The organism is Endozoicomonas acroporae (assembly GCF_002864045.1).
GTDB lineage: Bacteria > Pseudomonadota > Gammaproteobacteria > Pseudomonadales > Endozoicomonadaceae > Endozoicomonas > Endozoicomonas acroporae.
Window position 1 is genome coordinate 24509 of sequence record NZ_PJPV01000009.1, and the last position, 25744, is coordinate 50252.

At 48.6% G+C, this 25744-nt stretch carries 24 protein-coding genes; 15 read left to right on the plus strand and 9 right to left on the minus strand.

The window, feature by feature from the left end:
• The first annotated feature begins 8 nt into the window (after window positions 1-8).
• The 13 genes from CX664_RS01725 to CX664_RS01790 all read left to right on the plus strand — a co-directional run bounded on the left by CX664_RS01725 (window position 9) and on the right by CX664_RS01790 (window position 15960).
• On the plus strand, window positions 9-1790 hold the full coding sequence (locus CX664_RS01725) for a hypothetical protein (protein WP_145999755.1): 1782 nt from the start codon (window positions 9-11) through the stop codon (window positions 1788-1790).
• 85 nt (window positions 1791-1875) lie between these two features.
• Window positions 1876-3048, plus strand: a complete 1173-nt coding sequence (locus tag CX664_RS01730) for a Na/Pi symporter (protein WP_219622112.1) — start codon at window positions 1876-1878, stop codon at window positions 3046-3048.
• A 433-nt stretch (window positions 3049-3481) separates the two neighbouring features.
• The gene (locus CX664_RS01735; protein WP_145999756.1) at window positions 3482-4978 is read left to right on the plus strand and encodes a hypothetical protein; all 1497 of its coding nucleotides are present in this window, start codon (window positions 3482-3484) and stop codon (window positions 4976-4978) included.
• Between the two features lie 149 nt (window positions 4979-5127).
• A complete protein-coding gene (locus tag CX664_RS01740; protein ID WP_101745052.1) occupies window positions 5128-6594 on the plus strand; it encodes a hypothetical protein in 1467 nt (488 codons plus the stop codon).
• A 153-nt stretch (window positions 6595-6747) separates the two neighbouring features.
• Window positions 6748-8259: a hypothetical protein gene (locus CX664_RS01745; protein WP_101745053.1), complete on the plus strand. Its 1512-nt coding sequence runs from the start codon at window positions 6748-6750 to the stop codon at window positions 8257-8259.
• Between the two features lie 320 nt (window positions 8260-8579).
• Window positions 8580-10079, plus strand: coding sequence for a hypothetical protein (locus CX664_RS01750; protein ID WP_101745054.1), 1500 nt, complete (start codon window positions 8580-8582; stop codon window positions 10077-10079).
• 64 nt (window positions 10080-10143) lie between these two features.
• Window positions 10144-11451, plus strand: a complete 1308-nt coding sequence (locus tag CX664_RS01755) for an ATP-binding protein (RefSeq protein WP_101745055.1) — start codon at window positions 10144-10146, stop codon at window positions 11449-11451.
• A gap of 7 nt (window positions 11452-11458) precedes the next feature.
• Window positions 11459-12016 (plus strand): response regulator transcription factor, encoded by a 558-nt coding sequence (locus CX664_RS01760; protein ID WP_101745056.1) that lies wholly within the window; start codon window positions 11459-11461, stop codon window positions 12014-12016.
• Window positions 12017-12300: 284 nt separating this feature from the next.
• Complete coding sequence (locus tag CX664_RS01770; protein ID WP_145999757.1) at window positions 12301-13791, plus strand: hypothetical protein; 1491 nt, start codon at window positions 12301-12303, stop codon at window positions 13789-13791.
• 52 nt (window positions 13792-13843) lie between these two features.
• A complete protein-coding gene (locus CX664_RS01775) occupies window positions 13844-14071 on the plus strand; it encodes a response regulator transcription factor (RefSeq protein ID WP_441080162.1) in 228 nt (75 codons plus the stop codon).
• Window positions 14072-14226: 155 nt separating this feature from the next.
• Window positions 14227-14910: a TVP38/TMEM64 family protein gene (locus tag CX664_RS26120; RefSeq protein ID WP_163371024.1), complete on the plus strand. Its 684-nt coding sequence runs from the start codon at window positions 14227-14229 to the stop codon at window positions 14908-14910.
• The gene (locus CX664_RS01785) at window positions 14903-15430 is read left to right on the plus strand and encodes a LabA-like NYN domain-containing protein (protein ID WP_101745060.1); all 528 of its coding nucleotides are present in this window, start codon (window positions 14903-14905) and stop codon (window positions 15428-15430) included. The genes CX664_RS26120 and CX664_RS01785 overlap by 8 nt, the downstream gene beginning before the upstream one ends.
• Window positions 15431-15750: 320 nt before the next feature.
• Window positions 15751-15960, plus strand: a complete 210-nt coding sequence (locus tag CX664_RS01790; RefSeq protein ID WP_101745061.1) for a cold-shock protein — start codon at window positions 15751-15753, stop codon at window positions 15958-15960.
• A 329-nt stretch (window positions 15961-16289) separates the two neighbouring features.
• Here CX664_RS01790 and modC read toward each other — a convergent pair whose 3' ends face one another.
• From modC to CX664_RS01830, 8 genes are all read right to left on the minus strand, one after another.
• Entirely contained in the window at window positions 16290-17363 is a 1074-nt protein-coding gene (modC, locus tag CX664_RS01795) for a molybdenum ABC transporter ATP-binding protein (RefSeq protein WP_101745062.1), read from the minus strand.
• Window positions 17363-18055, minus strand: coding sequence for a molybdate ABC transporter permease subunit (modB, locus tag CX664_RS01800; protein WP_101745063.1), 693 nt, complete (start codon window positions 18053-18055; stop codon window positions 17363-17365). The genes modC and modB overlap by 1 nt, the downstream gene beginning before the upstream one ends.
• Window positions 18056-18946, minus strand: coding sequence for a molybdate ABC transporter substrate-binding protein (gene modA, locus CX664_RS01805; RefSeq protein ID WP_219622113.1), 891 nt, complete (start codon window positions 18944-18946; stop codon window positions 18056-18058). It abuts the gene before it with no gap.
• 97 nt (window positions 18947-19043) lie between these two features.
• Complete coding sequence (gene moaE, locus CX664_RS01810; RefSeq protein WP_219622114.1) at window positions 19044-19487, minus strand: molybdopterin synthase catalytic subunit MoaE; 444 nt, start codon at window positions 19485-19487, stop codon at window positions 19044-19046.
• A gap of 153 nt (window positions 19488-19640) precedes the next feature.
• On the minus strand, window positions 19641-19892 hold the full coding sequence (locus tag CX664_RS01815) for a MoaD/ThiS family protein (protein WP_101745065.1): 252 nt from the start codon (window positions 19890-19892) through the stop codon (window positions 19641-19643).
• Complete coding sequence (gene moaC, locus CX664_RS01820) at window positions 19889-20422, minus strand: cyclic pyranopterin monophosphate synthase MoaC (RefSeq protein ID WP_101745066.1); 534 nt, start codon at window positions 20420-20422, stop codon at window positions 19889-19891. The genes CX664_RS01815 and moaC overlap by 4 nt, the downstream gene beginning before the upstream one ends.
• Window positions 20423-20424: 2 nt before the next feature.
• Window positions 20425-20961 (minus strand): molybdenum cofactor biosynthesis protein B, encoded by a 537-nt coding sequence (moaB, locus tag CX664_RS01825; RefSeq protein WP_101745067.1) that lies wholly within the window; start codon window positions 20959-20961, stop codon window positions 20425-20427.
• A gap of 75 nt (window positions 20962-21036) precedes the next feature.
• Window positions 21037-21615, minus strand: coding sequence for a molybdenum cofactor guanylyltransferase (locus CX664_RS01830; protein WP_101745068.1), 579 nt, complete (start codon window positions 21613-21615; stop codon window positions 21037-21039).
• A 226-nt stretch (window positions 21616-21841) separates the two neighbouring features.
• Between CX664_RS01830 and CX664_RS01835 the strand changes: the two genes are divergently transcribed.
• Window positions 21842-22600, plus strand: coding sequence for an HpcH/HpaI aldolase family protein (locus CX664_RS01835; protein WP_101745069.1), 759 nt, complete (start codon window positions 21842-21844; stop codon window positions 22598-22600).
• Window positions 22601-22624: 24 nt separating this feature from the next.
• Here the strand turns inward: CX664_RS01835 and CX664_RS01840 are convergent, their stop codons facing one another.
• On the minus strand, window positions 22625-23080 hold the full coding sequence (locus CX664_RS01840; RefSeq protein ID WP_101745070.1) for a YcgN family cysteine cluster protein: 456 nt from the start codon (window positions 23078-23080) through the stop codon (window positions 22625-22627).
• Between the two features lie 361 nt (window positions 23081-23441).
• On the opposite strand from CX664_RS01840, the gene CX664_RS01845 reads away from it, so the two are divergent.
• On the plus strand, window positions 23442-25577 hold the full coding sequence (locus CX664_RS01845; RefSeq protein WP_101745071.1) for a hypothetical protein: 2136 nt from the start codon (window positions 23442-23444) through the stop codon (window positions 25575-25577).
• Window positions 25578-25744 lie beyond the last annotated feature (167 nt).

The window sequence follows — 25744 nt, forward strand, 5'->3', positions numbered from 1 at the left end:
GTGGAAACGTGGATAACGCCCATTTCAAGGTCCCTCTCTCCAGAGAATACTACAGACAGGCCGCCAAGGGCTGTATTCGCCAAAATCAGAGCGGTGGCCATCTTCAGCAGCAACCCAGAGAGGTCAACACAAGTCCCGGCAGGGGGGCTGGCAATATCGGGAGCCATGTACCAGCTAACCGGATGTCCGGATACCTTGGGTTTAGCTTACAGCCAAGCCACGCTTCTGCCTGTTACGTCAGGCAATCACTCCCCGGCCAGAGATTACCTGCCCCCGTCGTGAATACTTCACGCACATTGACCACCCATCCCGCCCATCCAAAACTACCTCCTCCGCCTGCCAGCAAAACGGATCTGCCAGCACCGGCACCAACCGAAACTCTCCATAATCACCCGGAGGCGGAGGTTCGACAGAGTGCATTTACCGTCAGGTCGATTTATCAGCGGGTCATACCTTACAGTGACCGGTATATCCCTGACCAGCGGCTCAGAGCAGAGATTCACAGTGATTTTCTGGCCCTGGAGGGCTGGATTCTTAACCCATGGATGGACGATCAGTTATTGTTTGATGTCAGTCGGACCGGTCAACAATGGAAGCATGATGAAACACTGGTCAATTGGGCAATGAAAGAAACACTCTGGGCTGAACTTGATGATGGTCCAGTGCATCCGGTCGTCACCGCGAAAATAAACCTTAAATCCAAGGAAGTCGGCAGGCTCAGGGAAACCAGCGATCTGCCGGATGCCGCGTTTGCACAGCTGGAAAAGTGTCGTGAATTACAGCAACTCCAACAGCATAAAGCCGAGAATTCAGGGCGGTTCGGGAAAGATCTGAAGCTGACACCACTGGTGGGGAAAGAACTCAGGAAACTGACAGAATCCGAAAGACTGGATAAGCTGTTGCCCCACGCTATTTTGCAGGGGTATACCAGAACTGCACAATGGTGCCTGGAAAACGGGGCAAATATCAAAACAGCGATGACAACGTTGCGCCAGCTGAAATCCCGGTCAGATCCCAATCAGCCCGGCAACATAACAGAACACCGGACCACCACAGCAACCGCCCCATCAATCAACAGTCAATCCCGGGGCATCGGCTCGTTCAGCAACGATATCAATACAACATTGCTGGAGGTGATTGCTGAGACTCATATCGATATGGCCATTCAGGCAGACTGGCTGCTGGCCAATGGGGCAAGCCTGATATCCAAAGCCTCCGCTGCGCTGCTCAACCAGGCGCTAAATACCTCCCTTTACTGCGGGTATCTTGCCAACGCCCGATGGCTGATTGAGAAGGGAGCCAATCTGCAAGCCCAGCATCAATTTGAGCAGGCCATGAGCCATTATAATACCCGGGTAGCCCAATGGCTGATGGATAATCACCAGGCCAAACAGAACCCCGGTAAAGCCACCTCGGCATTGCTCAGTTATTTTGATGGCTATCTTTCCCGGGAAGAAGTGGTGGAGCCCATCTACACCCACCAGCCAATAGACTGGTTATTAGAGGTGGGAGGAGCATCCCTTGAGGAATTGCGACCACTTGCGCCACGTATCCTGGAGAGAGCACTGGAGTTCAGTGATCCCTATATCGCAGGATGGCTGTTAAAACACCAGCTCACCACCTTCAAGTCCCAACCGGAAAAGCCGCAAGAACTGCTGGATAAAGAGATCGTCAGAGCCAGGGAAAAACCGAAAGAAGACAGAAAATATATGATCGACTTTTTGCAAAAACAGGTCGATCAAGAGAGCGCTTCAGACTGTTATGAGCCCCCGAAAAAGAAAATCTCCTGATTGTTTGTGAAGAAGTTGTCATAAAACTGTAATAAAGACTCGATACTTTTAGCATCAACTTTATAAGCACCGAGGTGCACTCTCTATGTCTGAAATGACATCTGCTTCTTCACAGGGCGCTGATTTCGAAACCATGACCACGCGACATTACGGTCGTATCTGGCTGCGCGTTGTTCTATGGATTTACGCTCTGCTGGTAGCTGTTAGTGTCATCGGCTCCGGCTTTAAAATGGCGGTGGGTGGCAGTGAAGCGGCAGCACAGCTGTTCAGCTTTGCCAACAATGCCATCTTGGGTCTGCTGGCGGGCACACTGGCGACAGCGCTCGTACAATCTTCCAGTACAGTAACCTCTGTTATTGTCGGCCTGGTCGCTGGCGGCCTGCCGGTTCACATGGCCATCCCGATGATTATGGGTGCCAACATCGGCACAACCATTACCAATACCATCGTAAGTCTTGGTCATATTCGCTGCCATAAAGAGTTCAAGCAGGCGTTTGCTGCCTCTACCGTTCATGACTTCTTTAACTGGCTTGCGGTTCTCATTCTTTTGCCTCTGGAGCTGTTCACAGGCTTTTTGAGCAAGCTTTCTGCATCGGTAGCCAGCATGTTGGTTGGCGGTCAGAATATGTCAATGAAAGGCCTGAATTTTATTGACCCGTTAACCTCACCGGCTGAAGACATTGTCAAAGGTTTTGTATCGGTACTGCCGGACAACACACTGGCAGGTATTGCCATGATTGGTATCGGTATTGTCCTGATCTTTTTCTCGGTGGTTCGTCTGGGCAAGCTGCTCAAAAAGGTCATGGTGGGTAAAGCCAAAGATGCCCTGCACAAGTCCATTGGCCGGGGGCCGATCAGCGGCATTCTGTCCGGTATGACCATGACCGTGATGGTTCAGTCTTCCTCAACCACCACCAGCCTGATGGTACCCATGGTGGCCAATGGTCTGTTTACTGTACGACAAATGTACCCTTTCACTCTGGGTGCCAACATCGGTACAACCATTACCGCCCTGCTGGCTGCCACGGCAATTACCGGTCCTGCGGCCCTGTCGGCACTGACCATCGCCATGGTGCATTTCTTCTTTAACTTCTGTGCCGTAGTTCTGATTTACGGGATCAAGTGGCTGAGGGAGATTCCGCTGTATATGGCTGACAAACTGTCAGATCTGGCAGTCAGAAACAGAATGTATGCGTTTGCCTATCTGTTCATCGCCTTCTTCATTCTGCCAGGTGTCCTTATTTTCCTGACAGCGTGATTGGCAAGATTCCTTGCCCTGCAAAAAAACCTGCTGTGCCTTGACTGCACAGCAGGTTTTTTTTTGCAGGCTTAACCCCATGAAACAGCAACGCAGGAGCAGTTGCCGCGTAGGACAGTCTCTTAGGGTGGACATTAAGCTTACCCCTCCATTTTCAATGGCTTTTGAATGGAACTACGAAGGAAAAGAAAATCTCTTCTTTGTGCTCTTCGTGTCCTTCGTGGTTCCATCTTTAACTTCCCGAAGAGGGGAGTAGACGCTTAATGTCTACCCTAAGAGGACAGTCTTAAGTCCGACAGGCTCCTATACTACGGGTCGCGTTTTTGAACAAGAACTATTTGACGATCGCCGTCCAGAAAGACGGAAAACAGGACAGCCTCCCAGGAAAACTCCTGTCAAGTTTCAACATAAATAGCTACAGATGGGGATGGAAATGAATATCAACCTGTTTGCCAATGGCACCACTTTTGCCGTGCCCTACAGCGTCCCTCCTGACAGTTTTACGGAGGGTAAAGGGTGCAGGGAGAAACTGCATGACCGAAGTCGTCTTATTAAATCGATTCCGGTGCCAGACAAAACAGCCTACTTTGCCAATCCGTTTATGCCCATGCCTTGTGGCGAGGCAAGGAATTCAATTGGAGATTTTGATTTTGAGCGTATGCTCAAAATGGTCGACACAGAAATGATCCACCTCAATCCGGATCTCCGATTTATGCCCGCTGAGATTTTTAGCCGCTGTGAAGCAATCCCCCTGAAAATACTGGCGGACAGGAAGGTTGCTGTCGTGGTTAGTGACAATAAATACCAAACGCTCGGAGAGGTTGGTGAGCAGAACAGGCGTCAATCGTTTTCTTATCATTCCAATACGCCCAGGCATCCTGAATTATGTGATGAACGTATAGCTGAGCTGGCAAAACTTGGATTTTTCCTTATGCCCAGGGAGGGGGAAATAATGAGTACATTTAAATTATTGAGGTGGGAAATCCAGCCTGTTTTCAATATCAATTTTAGCGGCACTTTCGGTGCATCACTTCATTGCTTCGACCTGTTAATCTCAGACGAGCAGCTCCCTGAATACAAACATTTAGTCGGCCATGATTTATTGCAGTACCCCATCATCGAAACTGGCCAGATTTCCCAGGCAGCTTATGTCTCTTCTGTTTATTCACCGACGAACGATAATCACCTGTTTCTCATCAGGCCTGCTGATACCAAACTACCCATGCTGCAAGGAACTGAGCTTATCGAAACAAAGTATCAGGCAATGATTGATCGGGCTGTTAACGCTGGCCAACCAACAAGTATTGAAAATGAGGGGGTGGTCAAATCGTTACGGGAAGCGGAGTTTTTTATGGCTCCTTACCAAAAGTCTATAAGGTTTTGTCAATCGGTCATCAGGGCGTTGAATACCTGCCCGCAAGAGCACCCCGATCTCTCTGTTGCCATTAATAAAGCAATCAGTCGATTGGCATTCTCTGAACAATACATGACCGATTGTTCGGGCCTGGTCAGGCAAGCCATTGTGTATGATGAACTGATGCAGCTTGAAAATACCAGTACTATGGAAGAACTGAAAATTAAACAGGAAGAAATCAGTAAGCAGTTTATCCACAAGGAGGTGGAATGGCATAAGAAAGCGGTGCAGGAAGAAATCCTTTCGGGAAAAGACTCTTATTTCCCAATGATCAACATGCATTCGCTCATCATGACGTCACTCGGTGACCTGTTAATGGCAATGGGTTATCGCAACTCTCAGGGCGAAAACGCATTGCGAGACAAAATCGTTGATTGGAAAGCAGAGGCAGAAACTATTTGTGCCCAGACAGATGAGCTGCTTTGTGATCGGAAGGCGATTCATTCATTAAAGCTAAAGAGTATTTGGGTTTCCATTGAGAGCACAGATGCAGAGGATGACGTTGAAAATCCCTGACCCTACAGATTCTGGATAAAGGAGCGGATTGCGTTTTTGGACAAGAACTATTTAACGATAGCCAGTGTCCAAGACGACGGAAAACAGAACAGCCTCCCGGGAAAACTCCTGTCAAGTCTCAACATAAATAGCAACAGATGGGGATGAAAATGAATATCAACCTGCTTGCCAATGGCACCACTTTTGGCGTGCCCTATACCTGTAGCAGACCTCATCACAATTTTACGGAGGGTGAAGGGCATAGGAAGATACGGCTTGACCGAAGTCGTCTTATTCAATCGATTCCGGTGCCAGTCAAAACAGCCTACTTTGCCTATTTATCTGGATATTATGATTTTGTGAGTAGGCTCAATGTGGTAGCCACAGAAATGATCCGCCTCAATCCGGATCTCCGATTTATGCCCGCTGAGATTTTTAGCCGCTGTGAAGCAATCCCCCTGAAAATACTGGCGGACAGAAAGGTTGCTGTCGTGGTTAGTGACAATAAATACCAAACGCTCGGAGAGGTTGGTGAGCAGAACAGGCGTCAATCATTTTATCATTCCAATACGCCCAGGCATCCTGAATTATCTGATGAACGTATAGCTGAATTAGCAAAACTTGGATTTTTCCTTGTGCCCGGGGATTATGTGAATGGAGCATTTAGTAGAGAAAGCCATCCCGTATTCAATATCAATGGTATTGACGATTTCAGTGTAAGATCTCATTGCTTCGACCTTTTAATCTCAGACGAGCAGCTCCCTGAATACAAACATCCTGAATACAAACATTTAGTCGGCCATGATTTATTGCAGTACCCCATCATCGAAACTGGCCAGATTTCCCAGGCAGCTTATGTCTCTTCCGTTTATTCACCGACGAACGATAATCACCTGTTTCTCATCAGGCCTGCTGATACCAAACTACCCATGCTGCAAGGAACTGAGCTTATCGAAACAAAGTATCAGGCAATGATTGATCGGGCTGTTAACGCTGGCCAACCAACAAGTATTAAAAATGAGGGGGTGGTCAAATCGTTACGGGAAGCGGAGTTTTTTATGGCTCCTTACCAAAAGTCTATAATGTTTTGTCAATCGGTCATCAGGGCGTTGAATACCTGCCCGCAAGAGCACCCCGATCTCTCTGTTGCCATTAATAAAGCAATCAGTCGATTGGCATTCTCCGAACAATACATGACTGATTGTGCGGGCCTGGTCAGGCAAGCCATTGTGTATGATGAACTGATGCAGCTTGAAAATACCAGTACTAAGGAAGAACTGAAAATGAAACAGGAAGAAATCAGTCAGCAGTTTATCCATAAGGAGGTGGAATGGCATAAGAAAGCGGCGCAGGAAGAAATCCTTTCGGGAAAAGACTCGTATTTCCCAATGATCAACATGCATTCGCTCATCATGACATCACTCGGTGACCTGTTAATGGCAATGGGTTATCGCAACTCACCGGGCGAAAACGCATTGCGAGACAAAATCGTTGCTCAGAAAGCAGAGGCAAAAACTATTTGTACCCAGACAGATGAGCTGCTTTCTGATCGGAAGACCATTCATTCATTAAAGCTAAAGAGTATTTGGGTTTCCATTGAGAGCACAAATGCAGAGGATGACGTTGAAAATCCCTGACCCTACAGATTCGCGATAAAGGAGCGGGCACGGTGCGTTTTTGGACAAGAACTATTTAACGATAGCCAGTGTCCAAGACGACGGAAAACAGAACAGCCTCCCGGGAAAACTCCTGTCAAGTCTCAACATAAATAGCAACAGATGGGGATGAAAATGAATATCAACCTGCTTCCCAATGGCACCACTTTTGGCGTGCCCAATACCTGTAGCACACCTCATTACAATTTTACGAAGGGTGAAGGGCATAGGGAGATGCGGCATGACCGAAGTCATCTTATTAAATTGATTCGGGTGCCAGTCAAAACAGCCTACTTTGCCAATCGGTTTGTGCCTAAGCCTTATAATAATTATAAGTTTAGGTATTTATCTGGACATTATGATTTTGCGCATACGCTCGAAGTGGTAGACACAGAAATGATCCGCCTCAATCCGGATCTCCGATTTATGCCCGCTGAGATTTTTAGCCGCTGTGCAACAATCCCCCTGAAAATACTGGCGAACATGAAGGTTGCTGTCTTGGTTAGTGACCATAAATACCAAACGCTCGGAGAGGTTGGTGAGCAGAGCAGGCGTCAATCGTTTTATCATTCCAATACGCCCAGGCATCCTGAATTATCTGATGAACGTATAGCTGAATTAGCAAAACGTGGATTTTTCCTTGTGCCCGGGGATGATGTGAATGAAGCATTTAGTAGAGAAAGCCATCCCGTTTTCAATATCAATGATATTGACGGTTTCAGTGAAAAATATCATTGCTTCGACCAGTTAATCTCAGACGAGCAGCTTCCTGAATACAAACATTTAGTCGGCCATGATTTATTGCAGCACCCTATCATCGAAACTGGCCAGGTTTCCCAGGCAGCGTATGTCTCTTCCGTTTATTCACCGACGAACGATAATCACCTGCTTCTCATCAGGCCTGCTGATACCAAACTACCCATGCTGCAAGGGACTGAGCTTATCGAAACGAAGTATGAGGTAATAATTACTCGGATAACGATTGATCTGGATAATAACGTTGGCCAACCAACACCTCTTAAAAATGAGGAGGTGTTGATCAAATTGTTACGGGAAGCGAAGTTTTTTATGGCTCCTTACCAGGAGTCTATACTGTTTTGTCAATCGGCCATCGAGACGTTGAATGCCTACCCGCAAGAGCACCCCGATCTCTCTGTTGCCATTAATAAAGCAATCCGTCGATTGGCATTCTCTGAACAATACATGACTGATTGTGCGGGCCTGGTCAGGCAAGCCATTGTGTATGATGAACTGATGCAGCTTGAAAATACCAGTACTAAGGAAGAACTGAAAATTAAACAGGAAGAAATCAGTAAGCAGTTTATCCATAAGGAGGTGGAATGGTATAAGAAAGCGGTGCAGGAAGAAATACTGTCGGGAAAAAACTCTTATTTCCCAATGATCAACCTGCATTCGCTCATCATGACGTCACTCGGTGACCTGTTAATGGAAATGGGTTATCGCAACTCTCAGGGCGAAAACGCATTGCGAGACAAAATCGTTGCTCAGAAAGCAGAGGCAGAAACTATTTGTACCCAGACAGATGAGCTGCTTTGTGATCGGAAGACCATTCATTCATTAAAGCTAAAGAGTATTTGGGGTTCCATTGAGAGCACAGATGCAGAGGATGACGTTGAAAATCCCTGACCCTACAGATTCTGGATAAAGAAGCGGGCCAGTGCGTTTTTGGACAAGAACTATTTAACGATAACCAGTGTCTAAGGAATTGTCTTTTAATAAGTTCCCGATTCCCGTTCACCCTGAATGCTGAGCTTGTCGAAGTATCGAAGGGTCGTGCCACCGAACTTCGATACTTCGACAAGCTCAGCACTCAGTCCGAACGGAGTCAGGCAATGAAAATAGGGAAGTTATTTCCAGACAACTCCTAATGAAGACGGAAAACAGAACAGCTTCCCGGGAAAACTCCTGTCAAGTCTCAACATAAATAGCAACAGATGGGAATGAAAATGAATATCAACCTGTTTGCCAATGGCACCACTTTTGGCGTGCCCTTTAGCATGCCTCATTGCAATTTTACGGAGGGTGAAGGGCATAGAGAGAAACCGCATGACCGAAGTCATGTTATTAAATTGTTTCGGGTGCCAGCCAAAACAGCCTACCTTGCCATTCCGTTTATACGCAGGCCTTATAGCGGGGATAAGTATTTATTTAGAGATTTTGATTTTGAGCGCATGCTCAAAGAGGTAGACACGGAAATGATCCGCCTCAATCCGGATCTCCGATTTATGCCCGCTGAGATTTTTAGCCGCTGTGAAGCAATCCCCCTGAAAACACTGGCGAACAGGAGGGTTGCTGTATTGGTTAATGACAATAAATACCAAACGCTCGGAGAGGTTGGTGAGCAGAACAGGCGTCAATCGTTTTATCATTCCAATACGCCCAGGCATCCTCAATTATCTGATGAACGTGTAGCTGAATTAGCAAAATCTGGATTTTTCCTTATGTCCGGGGATGATATGAATGGATCATTGAGCAGGGGAAGCCAGCCCCTTTTCAATATCAATGATTTTGACGCTTTGAGTGAAACATTTCATGGCTTCGACCTGTCAATCTCAGACGAGGAGCTCCTTGAATACAAACATTTTGTCGGCCATGATTTATTGCAGCACCCTATCATCGAAACTGGCCAGGTTCCCCAGGCAGCTTATGTCTCTTCCGTTTATTCACCGACGAACGATAATCACCTGTTTCTCATCAGGCCTGCTGATACCAAACTACCCATCCTGCAAGGGACTGAGCTTATCGAAACGAAGTATGAGGCAATAATTACTCAGATAAGGATGGATCAGGAAGATAACGATGACCAACCAGCAAGCATTGAAAATGAGGAGGTGTTGAACAAATCGTTACGGGAAGCGAAGTTTTTTATGGCTCCTTACCAAGAGTCTATAAGGTTTTGTCAATCGGTCATCAAGACGTTGAATGCCTGGTCGCAAGAGCACCCCAATCTCTCTGTTGCCATTAATAAAGCAATCAGTCGATTGGCATTCTCCGAACAATACATGACTGATTGTGCGGGCCTGGTCAGGCAAGCCATTGTGTATGATGAACTGATTCAGCTTGAAAATACCAGCACTATGGAAGAACTGAAAATTAAACAGGAAGAAATCAGTAAGCAGTTTATCCATAAGGAGATGGAATGGCATAAGAAAGCGGCGCAGGAAGAAATACTGTCGGGACAAGACTCTTATTTCCCAATGATCAACCTGCATTCGCTCATCATGACGTCACTCGGTGACCTGTTAATGGAAATGGGTTTTAGCAACTCTCGGGGCGAAAACGCATTGCGAGACAAAATCGTTGATTTGAAAGCAGAGGCAGAAACTATTTGTACCCAGACAGATGAGCTGCTTTGTGATCGGAAGACCATTCATTCATTAAAGCTAAAGAGTATTTCGGTTTCTATTGAGAGCACAGATGCAGAGGATGATGTTGAAAATCCCTGAACGGGATAAAAAAACCAATTTTCGAGTCTAAGGGTATTCAACATGAGCACATCATGAAGCCTTAATGACGAACACAATACCCAACCTCTCGATTGGTGCAGAGAACCTCAAGCGCCTGTGCTGGCTCCGTGGAACCCTGATTGCGGTTGAGGGTATGGCCTTTTTCCTGGCCAGCCGCCATTTTGACCTCCAGATCACCGGCCTTGTTCTGGCCTGTTTCATCGCCTTGCTGATGATTATTGGTACTGTCATTCGGTTACATGCGATCAAAAGCCATGTCAGCGATCAGGAGTTCTTTGTTCAACTGCTGCTGGACCTTCTCTCCCAGAGTACGCTGTTATTCTTTAGTGGTGGTTATACCAACCCACTGGTATCGACCTATTTGATCACTGTCTGTATCGGCGCTGCACTGCTGCCAGGCAAATACAGCTGGGGCGTGACATTCACTGCAACGCTGCTCTATACCCTGCTGATGAAATGGTACGTTCCATCCGGCCCCGGTTCGATGCTTCACTTGCCAGAACAGCAGCTGATGATCGACATTCATTTGCTTGGCATGTGGCTAACGTTTGTGCTGAGTGCCTTTCTGATCAATTACTTTGTCGAACTGATGGCCTCAGCCCTGAGAAAACAGCAAAGGGATATAGCCATCAGCAGAGAACGTCAACTGAGAGATGAAAGCATTCTTGCCATTGCCCTTCAGGCAGCGGGTGCAGCCCATGAACTGGGAACGCCACTCACCACAATGGCCATTGTGCTCAGGGATCTGCAGGAGGAATACCAGGGCAGCGCACTGGCTGAGCGCTTGATATTTCTCCGGGATCAGATCGATGAATGCAAGAAAAGGCTGCAACAGTTGGTATCGGAAAGCCAATATAAAGGTATTGAGAGTATCGATAGCCAGGATTTTCTGATTAAGGTCATCCAAAAATGGCAGTTGATCAGACCTGAATCCGAGCTTTATTACAATGCCGCTCAATGGCCTGTTTCAGTATCTATTCCCTGTGATCTGACACTGTATCAGGCAATCACGTCATTACTTGATAATGCAGAAGATGCCAGCCCGGGCCAGGTGTCACTGCACGTGATTCAGAACCGCCAAAACCTGACCCTGCAGATTCTGGATAAAGGCGCGGGCTTCCCGGAAGGCAGACCCGGAAAAAGCTCAGTCCCTATAAAAGAAGGGAACCCAACCACCTTATCAAGAACGCCTTATAGCTTAAAAGAAGATGGCCTCGGGATTGGTTTGCTACTCAGCCAGGCCAGTATTGAACGGCTGGGAGGTCTGATACAGATGCGCCCCCTGACCTGCGGGGGAAGCTTGATTGAAGTCCAACTCCCCATCCTCAGCCAACCAGAACAGGAACCATAAAGCGACGATGAACCCCGGAAAAGCCCTGGAGTTACCGACTATCTTGATTGCCGATGATGACCAGATCCTGTTACACACCCTTGCCACCTCACTCAGAAAAAGGGGGTTCAACCCCATTACGGCAGACACCATCGGTAAGGCGACCACCCTGCAACAACAACACCGCCCGGCCAGTGCGGTTGTCGATCTGAAAATCGGCAGTGAGAGTGGCCTCCGGCTTATTTCACTGTTACGCAACGTCAATCCAGATATTGAGATCATCGTACTAACCGGGTATGCCAGTATTGCCACCGCAGTCAGCGCCATTAAACTTGGGGCTAAAGACTATCTCTGCAAGCCGGTCGATACCTTACAGATACTCTCGGCACTCAATATCAGCCAGCGGCCTCATCAACCCGGCCCTGTCATCCCGGAAACAAGAATGCCGGTTTACCAGCTGGAATGGGAGTATCTGCAAAAAGTCCTTCTGGAGCACAATGGCAATATCTCTGCCGCCGCCCGAAGCCTGGGCATGCATCGCAGGACATTGCAGCGAAAACTCAACAAACGGTCAGGTTCCCGCTGAAATTATGTAAGCATTTACACGCTATCCATCAGCCAGTGGGCCTGGCTCTTTTCAGCCAGCGCCCTGACTATGGCACTGGCCCTGACACCGTCTATGCTTGTTACTTTGATCAGTGGCTATTTTCTGGGGTGGACAGCGCTTTTCTATATCCTGATTTCCTACCCGGCAGCGTCTGTCCTCGGTTATCTGGTTGGGAAATCACTGGATCATGGCGGAAAACAGGACAGCCTCCCTGGAAAATTCCTGTCAAGTCTCAACATAAATAGCAACAGATGGGGATTGAAATGAATATCAACCTGTTTGCCAATGGCTCCACCTTTGGCGTGCCCTTCAGCGGCCCTCCTGACAGGTTTACGGAGGGTAAAGGGTGTAGGGAGAAACTGCATGGCCGAAGTCGTCTTATTAAATCGATTCGGGTGCCAGTCAAAACAGCCTACTTTACCAATCCGTTTACGCCCAGGCCTTATGGCGAGGCATTGTATTTATTTGGAGATTTTGATTTTGAGCATACGCTCAAAGTGGGGGACACAGGAATGATCCGCCTCAATCCGGATCTCCGATTTATGCCCGCTGAGATTTTTAGCCGCTGTGAAGCAATCCCCCTGAAAATACTGGCGGACAGGAAGGTTGCTGTCGTGGTTAGTGACAATAAATACCAAACGCTCGGAGAGGTTGGTGAGCAGAACAGGCGTCAATCGTTTTATTATCATTCCAATACGGCCATGCATCCTGAATTATCTGATGAACGTATAGCTGAATTAGCAAAACTTGGATTTTTCCTTAAGCCCGGGGATGATATGAATGGATTATTGAGTAGGGGAATCCAGCCCGTTTTCAATATCAATTTCAATCATAGTGGCGCTTTCGGTGCAATACCTCATTGCTTCGACCTGTCAACCTTAGACGAGCACCTCCCTGAATACAAACATTTATTCGGCCATGATGTATTGCAGTGCCCTATCATCGAAACTGGCCAGGCTTCCCAGGCAGCTTATGTCTCTTCCGTTTATTCACCGACGGACAAAAATCACCTGCTTCTCATCAGGCCTGCTGATACCAAACTACCCATGCTGCAAGGGACTGAGCTTATCGAAACGAAGTATCAGGCAATGATTGATCGGGCTGTTAACGCTGGCCAACCAACAAGTATTGAAAATGAGGGGGTGGTCAAATCGTTACGGGAAGCGGAGTTTTTTATGGCTCCTTACCAAAAGTCTATAATGTTTTGTCAATCGGCCATCAGGGCGTTGAATACCTACCCGCAAGAGCACCCCGATCTCTCTGTTGCCATTAATAAAGCAATCCGTCGATTGGCATTCTCCGAACAATACATGACTGATTGTGCGGGCCTGGTCAGGCAAGCCATTGTGTATGATGAACTGATGCAGCTTGAAAATACCAGTACTAAGGAAGAACTGAAAATTAAACAGGAAGAAATCAGTCAGCAGTTTATCCATAAGGAGGTGGAATGGCATAAGAAAGCGGCGCAGGAAGAAATCCTTTCGGGAAAAGACTCTTATTTCCCAATGATCAACCTGCACTCGCTCATCATGACGTCACTCGGTGACCTGTTAATGGCAATGGGTTATCGCAACTCTCAGGGCGAAAACGCATTGCGAGACAAAATCGTTGATTGGAAAGCAGAGGCAGAAACTATTTGTGCCCAGACAGATGAGCTGCTTTCTGATCGGAAGACCATTCATTCATTAAAGCTAAAGAGTATTTGGGTTTCCATTGAGAGCACAGATGCAGAGGATGACGTTGAAAATCCCTGACCGGGATAAAAAAACCAATTTTCGAGTCTGAGGGTATTCAATATGATTTCATATGGTTAGCTACTTACAGATACTCTCGGCACTCAATATCAGCCAGCGGCCTCATCAACCCGGCCCTGTCATCCCGGAAACTAGAATGCCGGTTTACCAGCTGGAATGGGAGTATCTGCAAAAAGTCCTTCTGGAGCACAATGGCAATATCTCTGCCGCCGCCCGAAGCCTGGGCATGCATCGCAGGACACTGCAGCGAAAACTCAACAAACGATCAGGCTCCCGTTGAAATTATGCACGCATTATTGCCTCTTCTCTGTCGTAGCCATTATGCTTGTGGGTTTTACAGGCAGCGGCCAGTCTTTTCCAGTGAATTGCTTATTGTTTCGTAGCGCTTTCTTGCGAGGCTCTTTTTTCAGAAAGAATCGTCAGATACTCTCACTGATGGGCCTGCTCAGTATTACCTCCCTCTTTGGCAGCACCCTGGTCACCACACTGGCGATCACCTGGCAGGAGACGCTTTCCACACTATCCATCAGCCAGTGGGCCTGGCTCTTTTCAGCCAGCGCCCTGACCATGGCGCTGGCCCTGACACCGTCTACGCTGATTGCCCTGATCAGTGGCTATTTTCTGGGGTGGACAGCGCTTTTCTATATCCTGATTTCCTATCCGGCAGCGTCTGTCCTCGGTTATCTGGTCGGGAAATCACTGGATCATGGGAAGCTGATGCGGACACTCCCGCCGAACTCCCGAATACATCTGATTCTTGAGGAGCTGAAACATCATCAGTGGCCGCTGGTCGTTCTGACCCGGATTTCCCCGGTCCTGCCCTTTTCATTAATGAACCTGGTGTTACCCGCGATTGGCATCCGCCTTCCTGCATTCCTGATCGCTGGCTTTATTGGCATGTTACCCAGAACGCTGTTTGCCCTTTGGGCAGGGGTGCAGGCAAGAGACCTGATCTCTTTACTGAACAACCCGACGCAAGGTAATCTGTCCGTTATGGTCATGGTGATAGCATCGATTCTTTCCATTGGCGGACTGCTTTATCTTGCCCAGAAAGCATCATCCACCATCATAATGAGACAGGCGGCAAACAAACGCGGGGAGACCAAAACCTATGACTGAAAAGCGTGTTGCGCTGTTTGTTGATGTGCAGAACATCTATTACACCACCCGACAGTGCTATAACAGTCACTTTGATTACAACGCATTCTGGGCACTTGTCAGCAAAGACAGAAAGATCACCAAGGCCATCGCCTACGCGATTGATCGCGGAGATCCAAAACAGCGGCAATTTCAGGACATTCTTCGAGCCATTGGCTTTGAAGTAAAGCTGAAACCCTATATTCAAAGAAGCGATGGCACCTCAAAGGGGGACTGGGATGTCGGGATAACGCTGGATGTTATGAGCTGGGCACCCGAAGTCGATACCATTGCTCTCGCTTCCGGTGATGGTGACTTTGACCTGCTGTTGCAAAGAGTGCAACAGGATTTTGGTCGGCAGACTGAGGTATACAGTGTTGAGGCGCTGACAGCATCTTCCCTGATTCAATCGTCCAGTCACTTTATTCCAATTACCCACGACCTGTTACTGCCAATCAAGAGTGCGAAAAACAGTCAACAAAAAGTAACAAACACTATATAAATCAAAGCATTAATTTCTTATCCAAGCGGGTCTTCCACCCCCTGATTTCAGGTTAAAATTCATCTGATAATTTGTTTTTCACAAACTTGATAAAATCTTTGACATCCCTTCGGACAGCTATTAGAGTTCCTATTGGCCATTATTGAGAAGAACGAAAAATCGTTTTACTTTTTGAGTACTTCCTGATCGTCACACCACTTCTTAGTTTAAGTTATGCTGCTTTAATTGCTTTACTCTTAAATAGATATATGAAGATGTGACTACACATTGGCTTAACGCGTGTACAACGCATTTTTATAGAAATATTCAGGAGACATTGCATGTCTAAATCGACCGGAACGGTAAAGTGGTTCAGTGAAGAGAAAGGCTTTGGCTTTATCGCTCAGGATAACGGCGGTCCAGACGTTTTCGTTCACTTCCGTGCCATCATTGGCGACGGTTTCAAAACTCTCGCTGAAGGTCAGGCTGTGACCTTTGACGTTGAGCAGGGCCAGAAAGGTCTTCAGGCTGCCAACGTAGAGAAAGTATAAGCTTTTCCCTTTGCGGGAAAACAGAAAAAGAGCACCATAAGGTGCTCTTTTTTTATGGGTTAATCCAGCCCTCTTGAGGAAATCAAACCAGTAGCACTGCACAGCCCATTGGTAGAAAAAAGTGCCAAAACGATACAATGGCGCACATAAGTTCCCATCCAATGAGGGTCGGACTAATGGAATCAAAATCCGGTTTCATTTGATCCAATGCTAACGGCAGAAGAAAAACAAAATGGGAGCGTTTTACTTTTTCTACTTGAAACCTTTGTCAAAAGTTAGCATACGCTGCTATTCAAAACCTCTCCTTCGCTGGGTATCAGACACCTGTCTTAGACAACATCCAGACAGGCCCCTTTAAAATGGGCAAAAACACGTTGCCCCACTGACAAATTCAATAACCCCAGCGCTCTTCTGGTGACCAGCGCCAGCAATGTCTGCCCTTCCGCCGCCATAAACAGCATGACATTTTTGGAATCCAGTTCCTGAATAGCCTGAATCGTTGTTGCCACTCGATTCTGAACACTTGTGCAGTGGATATCTTCCACCACAATACTGACTTCATGAGCCGGCAATATCACTCTCAGGCCGGTTCCCGGGAGTGCTGAAATCTGATTGACCAGCAATTTCTGACCACCCAATAACAGCTCGGTGAAACCATATTGGTGATCGTGGCTGCCCACCTGCACTTCCAGAATGGACAGTGCACAGTCATCCCGGGTTAATAAAGAACCTGGCCGACTGAGTAATTGACGACACTCGCCCCGGGATACAACCTGCCCCTGGTCAATAAGCAGCAGTTTATCAGCCAGCCGTGCCACCTCTTCACGGGCATGACTCACCATAACAACCGGTATGCCAAAGTGCTGATGGATATTTCTCAAACAGGGAAGAATGCTTGTTTTTGATGACCAGTCCAGTGACGCCAGCGGTTCATCCATTAATAGAAGACGGGGTGCATTTAATAAGGTGCGGGCAATGGCCACACGCTGTTTCTCACCGCCAGACAGTTTATCAACCGTACGCCCCAAGAGATGCACAATATCGAGCTGCTCAACCACCTCGGATAATGACGGCATGGCAACATTGGCTCTGGCCCGCCGCAAGGCAAACCGGAGGTTTTCCATAACGTCCAGGTGGGGAAACAGCCTGGCTTCCTGAAATATATAGCCAATGCCCCGTTGTTCCGGCGGAACCCATATTCCCTGTTCCGAGTCCTGCCAGATTTCATCATTAAACTGAAGCCGCCCCCTGGCATGACTTTCCAAACCCGCGATGGTTCTCAGCAATGAGGTTTTACCACACCCGGAACGCCCCATCATGGCCCAGGTGTTATCGGTATCCAGTGACTCATCAACACTAAGAACAAAGCGGTCCCGGGGCAGCTGAATATCAATTCTTAGCATTAATAACGACCAGGGTGTGATTTGAGGGGTAATTGAGCCACGGGCTGACGATCAAGGCTGTAAAGGGTAATCAGCAAAATCATGGCAAACACCATCAGTCCCGCTGCAATCTGGTGTGCTTCGGTAAACTGCTGCGATTCCACGGCATCGAACAGGGCAATGGACAGCACCTGTGTCTCTCCGGGAATATTGCCGCCAATCATCAGCACCACACCAAACTCCCCAACGGTATGGGCAAACCCCATGCAGGCCGCCAGAATCATCGCCCGGCGGGTACAGGGCAGTACCACATTAAAGAAACGGTCCATGCGCCCGGCCCCCATCATGGCTGCCGCCTCAAGCAGACCTTTATCCAGCTGTTCAAACGCTCGTTGCAAAGGTTGCACGACAAAGGGCATAGAGCAGATAACAGAAGCGATCACCAGCCCGGTAAAACTGAACGCCAGGGTGGTGCCGGTCAGGGACAGCCAGAGCTGCCCGGGAGCGTAGTTTGGCGAGCAAAGCAACAGTATATAAAAGCCAAGGACGGTGGGCGGTAATACCATTGGCAGACCCACCAGCGCTTCCAACAGGGGCCTTAGCCGACTCTGCATATTGGCCAGCCCCCAGGCCATGGGAATCGCCAGCAGCATCAGAATCACGGTGGTAATGGTGGCCAGTTTCAGCGTGACCCAGACAGCGGTGAGCAGCATTCAGAGCGCTTCCCTTCGATTTTCGGACGTTGTTTTATCGGCCATTGTCGTCGATACAGGGAAGTAACCCTGTCTGGCAATGGTGCGCTGGGCAGACGGTGACAAAATAAACGCTACAAATGCCCTGGCCGCCCCAGGTTGCCTGGTGCGCTTTAAGATAACCAGATCCTGCTGAATCGGATCATACAACGTTGCAGGAATCGAAAAAATATGACCGTCGTTGTCTACCAGCTGCGCTTTCGCCACCAGCCCTGCGGGAATATTGCCACTGGCCACAAACTGCCAGGCCTGCTGGACACTGGCCCCCTGAACCAGACGGGAGCGGAACGAGGACCAGAAGCCCAGCTTTTCCAGCACCTGCTGTGCCGCCAGACCATAAGGCGCCGTTGCCGGATTGGCAATGGCCAGGCGTCCCTGATAAACCGCCAGATCCTCCAGGGTCATGGTTCTCCCTTCTTTAGCGGAAAACCCGGGGCTCCATAGCACCAGTTCTCCCAGGGCGTATGGGTGTCGGCTGCCCTTCAGTGTCAGTCCTTTTTTTTCCAGCAGCTTCGGTCTGAGGCTATCTGCTGATAGAAAGATATCAAAAGGCGCACCGTGGGTAATCTGGTTATACAGCACACCGGTCGAGGCCGAGGAGATCAACAACCGGTGCCCGGTGTCTGCCTCAAATGCCTTTGCCAAAACGTCCAGCGATGGTTTGAAGTTTGCTGCAACGGCGACTTTCAGTTCTTCTGCGTAGACCGATGCCCCCGGAAAAGAGAGTACAAACGCTAAAAATAAGGTTTTCAGGAACTGTCCCGGGATAACTTCCTCTTTTTGCCACGGAGGCACGGAGGCACAGAGGAAAAGATTTTTTCTTTTCTCCGTGCCTCCGTGTCTCCGTGGCAAGTTTTTTCCTTTACTGGATAACAACGGAAATATGGAAGTTATTTCAGGACAGTTTCTTAACATGAAGCAACCGTTTTTTACGCGTTCACTTGAAAGATTAAAGCCAGCGATCCGCCGCTGCCTGGTCAGACTCACGCTCATCCACCCAGCGATCCCCTTCCGGTGTCGTCTCTTTCTTCCAGAACGGCGCACGGGTTTTCAGGTAATCCATAATAAACTCACAGGCTGCAAACGCTTCTTTGCGATGGGCGCTGGCGACCCCCACAAAAACAATTCGGTCCCCGGGGTACATCTGGCCAATGCGATGGATAACCCGGACAGTTTGAAGCTCCCAACGTGCCATGGCCTCATCGATAATTTCCTGCAGGGCTTTTTCCGTCATCCCCGTATAATGTTCCAGAAACAGGCCACCCACCTTATCCCCAAGGTTCATATCGCGAACCGTACCGGTAAAAGTGACAATCGCTCCTGATGACTTACTCCCTTCCAGGCGTTCATATTCCTGGGCGGGGCTAAAGTCTTCTGTTTGAATGGCAATCAAGGTTCTGATCCTGTTTGTCTTTTTGCACCACTTTTCACCACAAAGGCACAAAGACACAAAGTTTTTACGGGGCTTTCACGACAGTCTCAGACTGTGGGAACGAGAACAAAATAAAGCCTTTGTGTCTTCGTGTCTTTGTGGTTCAAATAAAAATCACCCGCCGGTCACCGGAGGAAAAAAGGCGACCTCATCACCAGACCGCAATGTGACATCCTGACGAGTCATGGTCTGATTGATGGCAACCAGCGTTCGCTCACTCATCATGACTTCACGCCAGCCTTCACCTTGGTCCGCCAACTGACTTTTTAATGCGGACAGCAAGGGAGCATACTCCCCTTCTTGCAGTGTCAACTGTTCGCAGTTTAGCTTTTCCCGAAAACTGGCAAAGAACCGTACTTTAATCATGCTGCACCACCTGAGGCAGACGTCGCTGAACCATGAATATAGTGACCACTTTGACCGCCGCTCTTTTCCAGCACACGAATGCCTTCAATATGCATCTCTTTGTCCACTGCCTTGCACATATCATAGATCGTCAGGGCAGCGACCGATGCCGCTGTCAGCGCTTCAATCTCAACGCCGGTTTTGCCATTCAAACGACAACAGGTTTCAATTCGAATGCAGGCTTCGCCATTCACTGAAGCCGGATCTTCAAGCTGAAACTCAACACCGATAAAGTTCAGCATCAACGGGTGGCAAAGCGGCACCAGCTGGCTGCACTGTTTGGCAGCCTGAATGCCGGCAATTCTGGCCACGGCAAGCACGTCACCTTTTTTAAGGCCATTGTCTTTTACCAGCGCCAGTGTCTCAGGAGCCATGTAGATATAACCTTCGGCCCTGGCTTCACGACGTGTGATGTCTTTTTCACCAACATCAACCATGCTGGCCTTACCATCACTATCAATATGGCTGAGGGCACTATTGGCAGACGACATGATTACCCTGCCTTTTTTAATTGTTCAACAAAGTTACATGGACGATGCTGGCTGTTCAGCTGATCCCTGATAATGCCTTCCCAGGCGGTCTTACAGGCATTATTGGAGCCGGGCATAACAAAAATAACGGTGCCATTGGCCATGCCCGCCACGGTACGGGACTGGATGGTGGAGGTTTTGATCTGATCATAGGAAAGCTGGCGGAACAGCTCGCCATAACCATCAATCTGCTTGTCAAAAACAGGCAACAGCGCTTCTGGTGTGCTGTCTCTGCCAGAGAAACCGGTACCGCCTGTGACCAGCACGGCCTGCACACAGTCTGGGGACCCTGCATCACTGGCAATCCAGCGGGATACGACTTCGCGAATCTTGTAGATGTCGTCTTTTACAATGGCCTTGTCAACAAGTTTGTGACCAGCGGCGGTCAGGCTATCAACCAGTAAGTGACCGGATGTGTCGTTTTCTTTGGTACGGGTGTCGGACACCGTCAACACGGCAATATTTACAGGAATAAACTCATCAAACTGATTATGAGCCATGGCTATTCTCGCTCCAGTCTATTTTCAATCGTATTCAGGGGTGCTCATGACCAGGCCTGCAATGTGGACGACAGCTTACGTCTGAACAACCGCCTTATTAACCAGATTATGCCAGTCTTCTGGCGTATTGACGTTGACAAAAAGGTCTGCCATGGATGACGGCAGCACCAGTGTCTGTCCACCTGAAAGCTGATGCAGGTGCCACAGGGCATAGTCTTTTGGATTGTCACTGGTTATGGCACGCTCAACGGCTTGCCGCAATTTTGAAGTGACCGGCAATATCATCGGCAGATTAAAACCCGCAAAACAGCACGCCTGCTGCTGATCGCCAAGTGTCCGGATCGCATCGACAGGAACCAGTGGCATATCCACAGGAATCACCAGCAGCCGGTCGCCATCCTGCAGTCGCTGTAGAGCCGCATGAATGCCGCTGAGCGGGCCTCTTCCGGGAACCACATCGGCAATAACAGAGTCATCCGGGGCAAAACCGGACCCGCTGATCAGAACCTGATCAATCCCGGCCCGGGCCAGCAGAGCAGCTATATGTCGGTAAAGCGGTTTGCCACACCAGTTCAGCCGTGACTTGTCCTGCCCCATACGGGAGGAACGACCACCAGCCAGAACCAGGCCGTAAAGCGTGCCATGGGCTGTCATTCGATCACAGACTCTTTGTGCCAATATTCAATTTAACCCGGAGATGGTCCGGAAATAGCGCCCGTCAGGACGACTCTGTCTCCGGACAGACCACCGGCTAGTGTAAGGTTTTCCACCCCGCTGACAAGCCTTGGGTTCAATTATCATACAGAAAAGCCGCCGCTTAACCCGTTCGTCCGTTGGCTATACTGTTTTGACCACAGCCAATAGATAACAATGATCAACAATGAGAAAGAATCAGGTACTGAGCCTTTTCCAGCAGAACCAGACAGCCATCAACTGCTGGCTTATCCATCCAAGCCCAATGACGGCGGAGCTGATTGCCCACCAGGGTTTTGACTCAATAACCATCGATATGCAGCACGGCATGATTGGCTTTGAATCGGCCCTGGCCATGCTGCAAGCCATATCCACCACCCCGGTGACTCCGCTGGTCAGGGTTCCCTGGCTTGAACCGGGCATCATTATGAAGATGCTGGATGCCGGTGCTTATGGCGTTATCTGCCCAATGATTGAAACCGCAGAGCAGACCCGGGAATTTGTCGCCACCTGCCGTTACCCCGCCAAAGGCAACCGCAGCTTTGGCCCCAGCAGGGCGATGATCTATGCCGGCAGTGATTACCCGGAAAAAGCAGAAGAGACCATTTTGCCCATGGTCATGATAGAGACCCGTCAGGCTCTGGATAACCTGGATGATATCCTCAGCACCGAAGGACTGGGAGCCATCTATATTGGCCCCTTTGACCTGTCCTACGCCCTGGGCTGTCAGCCCCAACCAGACCACTATGAGGCTCCCGTTATGGAGGCCATCGAACATATCCTTGCCCGCAGCAAAAAGCATAATGTGCCCGCAGCCATTCATTGCATGGGACCACAGTTCGCTGATCGTATGCGAAAAAAAGGGTTCAGCCTGGTCACCGCTGGCTGTGACGCTGACTTCGTCCGCGCGGGTGCCACACACACCATCCAATCACTGAGGCAGTAATCTGAAAGTTGTTCAGAAACCACCTCACTTCACCCGGATAATATAATCAAACCAGTCCGAAGGGGCCGGAACATCTTCTTCTGAAGCGATGTCCTTGCCCTTGATGGAGAAACCGGATTCATGGACAGAGTCCGAACGCCCGGTATTCAGAGGGTGCCATTGTGGCAGGTCATAACCATGGTAGAGCAGATGATAAGCACAGCTGTCCGGCAGCCATGGCAAATGCTCATGCAGGGTTTTCGGGGTAAACTTGATGCAGTCATCCACATACTTGCGACGGTGTTTATAATGCCTGCAGCGGCAGGTCTCCAGATCCAGCAGCCGACAGGCTACCGCCGTTGTGTGAATCTCATCCGTATCCGCATCAATAATCTTATTGAGGCAGCAGCGACCACAGCCATCACAGAGCGACTCCCACTCTTCGGGCGTCATCTCGGTTAACGATTTTACCTGCCAGAATGCAGGTTCCTGCTCACTCATCAAACACCTGAACACGATATAACATTGGATTTGCCTGAGCATACTACCACTTCAAAAGATGGCAATACGCGAGTTCACGGTTCAGTAATTATCACACGTTATAACCATCGATAATGGACTGAAGGTCATCGACACTGCTTCGCTGAACTCTGGTTTGCTTCAAATTGGCGATTTATCCCTCCTCCTCTAAGCTGTTCGGCAGATGGGATGCGTTGATATGAATAACAGAATATCGTCGTGCGACTGTTGTTTTCATTGCTTTTCTTATACTCATGATGCTGTCTAAAGTCGTACATTAGTCTTTTGTTATTAAAAGCAATCACAAGGATTATGATTTTCCTCATGAATCTGGAGAAAGAGTATGCAAACACCAACCGAAAAGAATTATGCTGGAGTAACATACCCGGGCAACGTTTTCAGTACATCTCCCGAGCAGGAGAACTCCGGGACGGGTAATACCGGGCAGTTAAATGGTTTGAGTGTCATTGTGCGCTCTGCCGTCATTCCTTTTTTTCAGTCGCTCTCTCCTGATTACCAGCAGTCTTCGGCCAATAATAATGAATCAGTGCCGTATGATTCAAAGCCAGTTGCACTACCCAGCAAATCAATACTGAATGATATCTGCCAGGGTGCTGGATTAGTCGCTCAACTGGCGGGAGCCTGGGTTCCGCAAGTGAAAGTGTTGGCTGATGTGGCTTCTAAATTATGTTTCGCTGGTAATTTTGCCGGTAAAGCCATTGACTACATGCAAGAAAAAGATGCTGTAAAGGGAGAGCTTTCCGGGCAAAAATGTACCGGTGACAAGCGCCGACCGGTCGCCCAAAGTAGTATGACCCGGGAAGTGCTCACCGCTGCTGCCATGGTCACTATGGGGCAGATACCAGTTTCTGCTGCTACACCTGCACCGAGCAATGCAACGGATCGCCCGATTCCGGTACCAAACCGGGAAACATTGGAACAAATTGGCCAAAATGACAGTTACAAGTTATCGGGTCATTATGTCCAGACTCAGGATATCATCAGCGATGTAACCATTGGCAGTGAAGATCAGCCGTTTTATGGGGATTACGATGGCGGATGCCATAAGATCATTGGTCAGAGACATTGTTTATTTGGCAAGGTTGCAAAGCATGGTGTTGTCCGTGATTTGCGCATGGTGCAGGCCCATGTTGAGAGTAATGATAAATACAGTGCCGTAGTCGCCTGTAAAATGGGCGAAGGAAGCCGTCTGGAAAACCTGCTGATAGAACATTCCAGCGTTTTGACTAACAAGGATGGCGAGCCTGGCGCAGCATCGATGACTCATGCAGGTGTGATAACAGGCCACCAGCAGGAGAATAGCTATATTGAGCAAGTTGGGGTCAATAATTGCTCAGTGACCAGTACTGGTAAATCTGGAGCTGTTGGTATTGTCAGTGGTAGGGCTGAAGGAGATATACAACATGTGACTGTAAACAACAGTCGGGTCAAAACAGATCGTGGCGACTCCCGCGCCGGCATTGGTGCCGGAATCGTTGAGGGCCGAATTAACCATCTTACCGTTCTGGACAGTCAGGTTGAAACCGATGCGACTGATAGTTTCGCCGGCATTGGTGGGGGAATAATATATGACGGGGGCAAACTGGAAAAGTTGACCGCTGTGAACAGTTCAGTGAAGACCGGAGGAGAGTTTTCAGATGCTGGTATCGGTGCTGGTGAGTGTAAACCTGGTGGACTGCTAGAAGGGACAACAGCAATAGCATGTAATGTAACGACCCTGAGAGATACCGCGAATGCCGCCATTGGTGTGGGTGAAACTGGATGTGAGGTTCTTGATACCAGGGCCATTGACTGTTTCGTCAATACCTCCGGAGATTACGCTGATGCTGCTATTGGGACCGGTCATTTTAATGGGGGAAAAACAGAGGGCATTATTGCGGTGAGAGGCGGCATTACTGCCAGCGGTAAAAGTGCAGTAGCAGATATTGCTGCTGGACAGATTGATGTATTTTCCTATCCTCCCGGTCATCTCTCTATTACTAAAATGAGAAAAAGTGTTCAGGCAGTGAACGTCACTGTAAACGGCGGGTTGCAAAATGTCGGCAATGTGTCCCAGTCCTCTTTAGATCAGTTGTGTGATATTGCTGATCAACGATTTGTGACCAATGATTGTCGGGTAATGAATCAGCCTTTAAAAGGTTACGGGAACTGTACAGCAACGGATTTGCTGTTTGCACCCTCCTCCCTGCCAAGTTCAAGTGCTCCATCGACGCTGAATACCGGACTGGTGAATTATACCGAAGCCTCAACAGCATTAACCGCCCTGGCAACAGGAGTCCAGGCAGGAACAACCCTAAGCACTGGGGCCATTGTCGGGATTTCTGTAGGTGTGGCGGCGGCTCTGGGTCTCGGTGCTTTATTCGCCTGGCGTTATTACACCCAACGTCAGGTTGATTCGGATGTTGTGACCATGAGAGTACTGAGAAATATGCAGATTGAAGAGCCGAATGATGAGTAAACATTCATTAGCCTGACAAGGAAGAAAAGGAGAAGAAAAGGACACCCAAAGACTTTGAAGGAAAGAAAAGGACACCCAAAGATTTTAAAGCCAGGATAATCAAATATTTCGTTCGCTAATTGCGGAAATGAAAGTCACAGTCAAGGAAGAGAAAAGCAATTAGAACT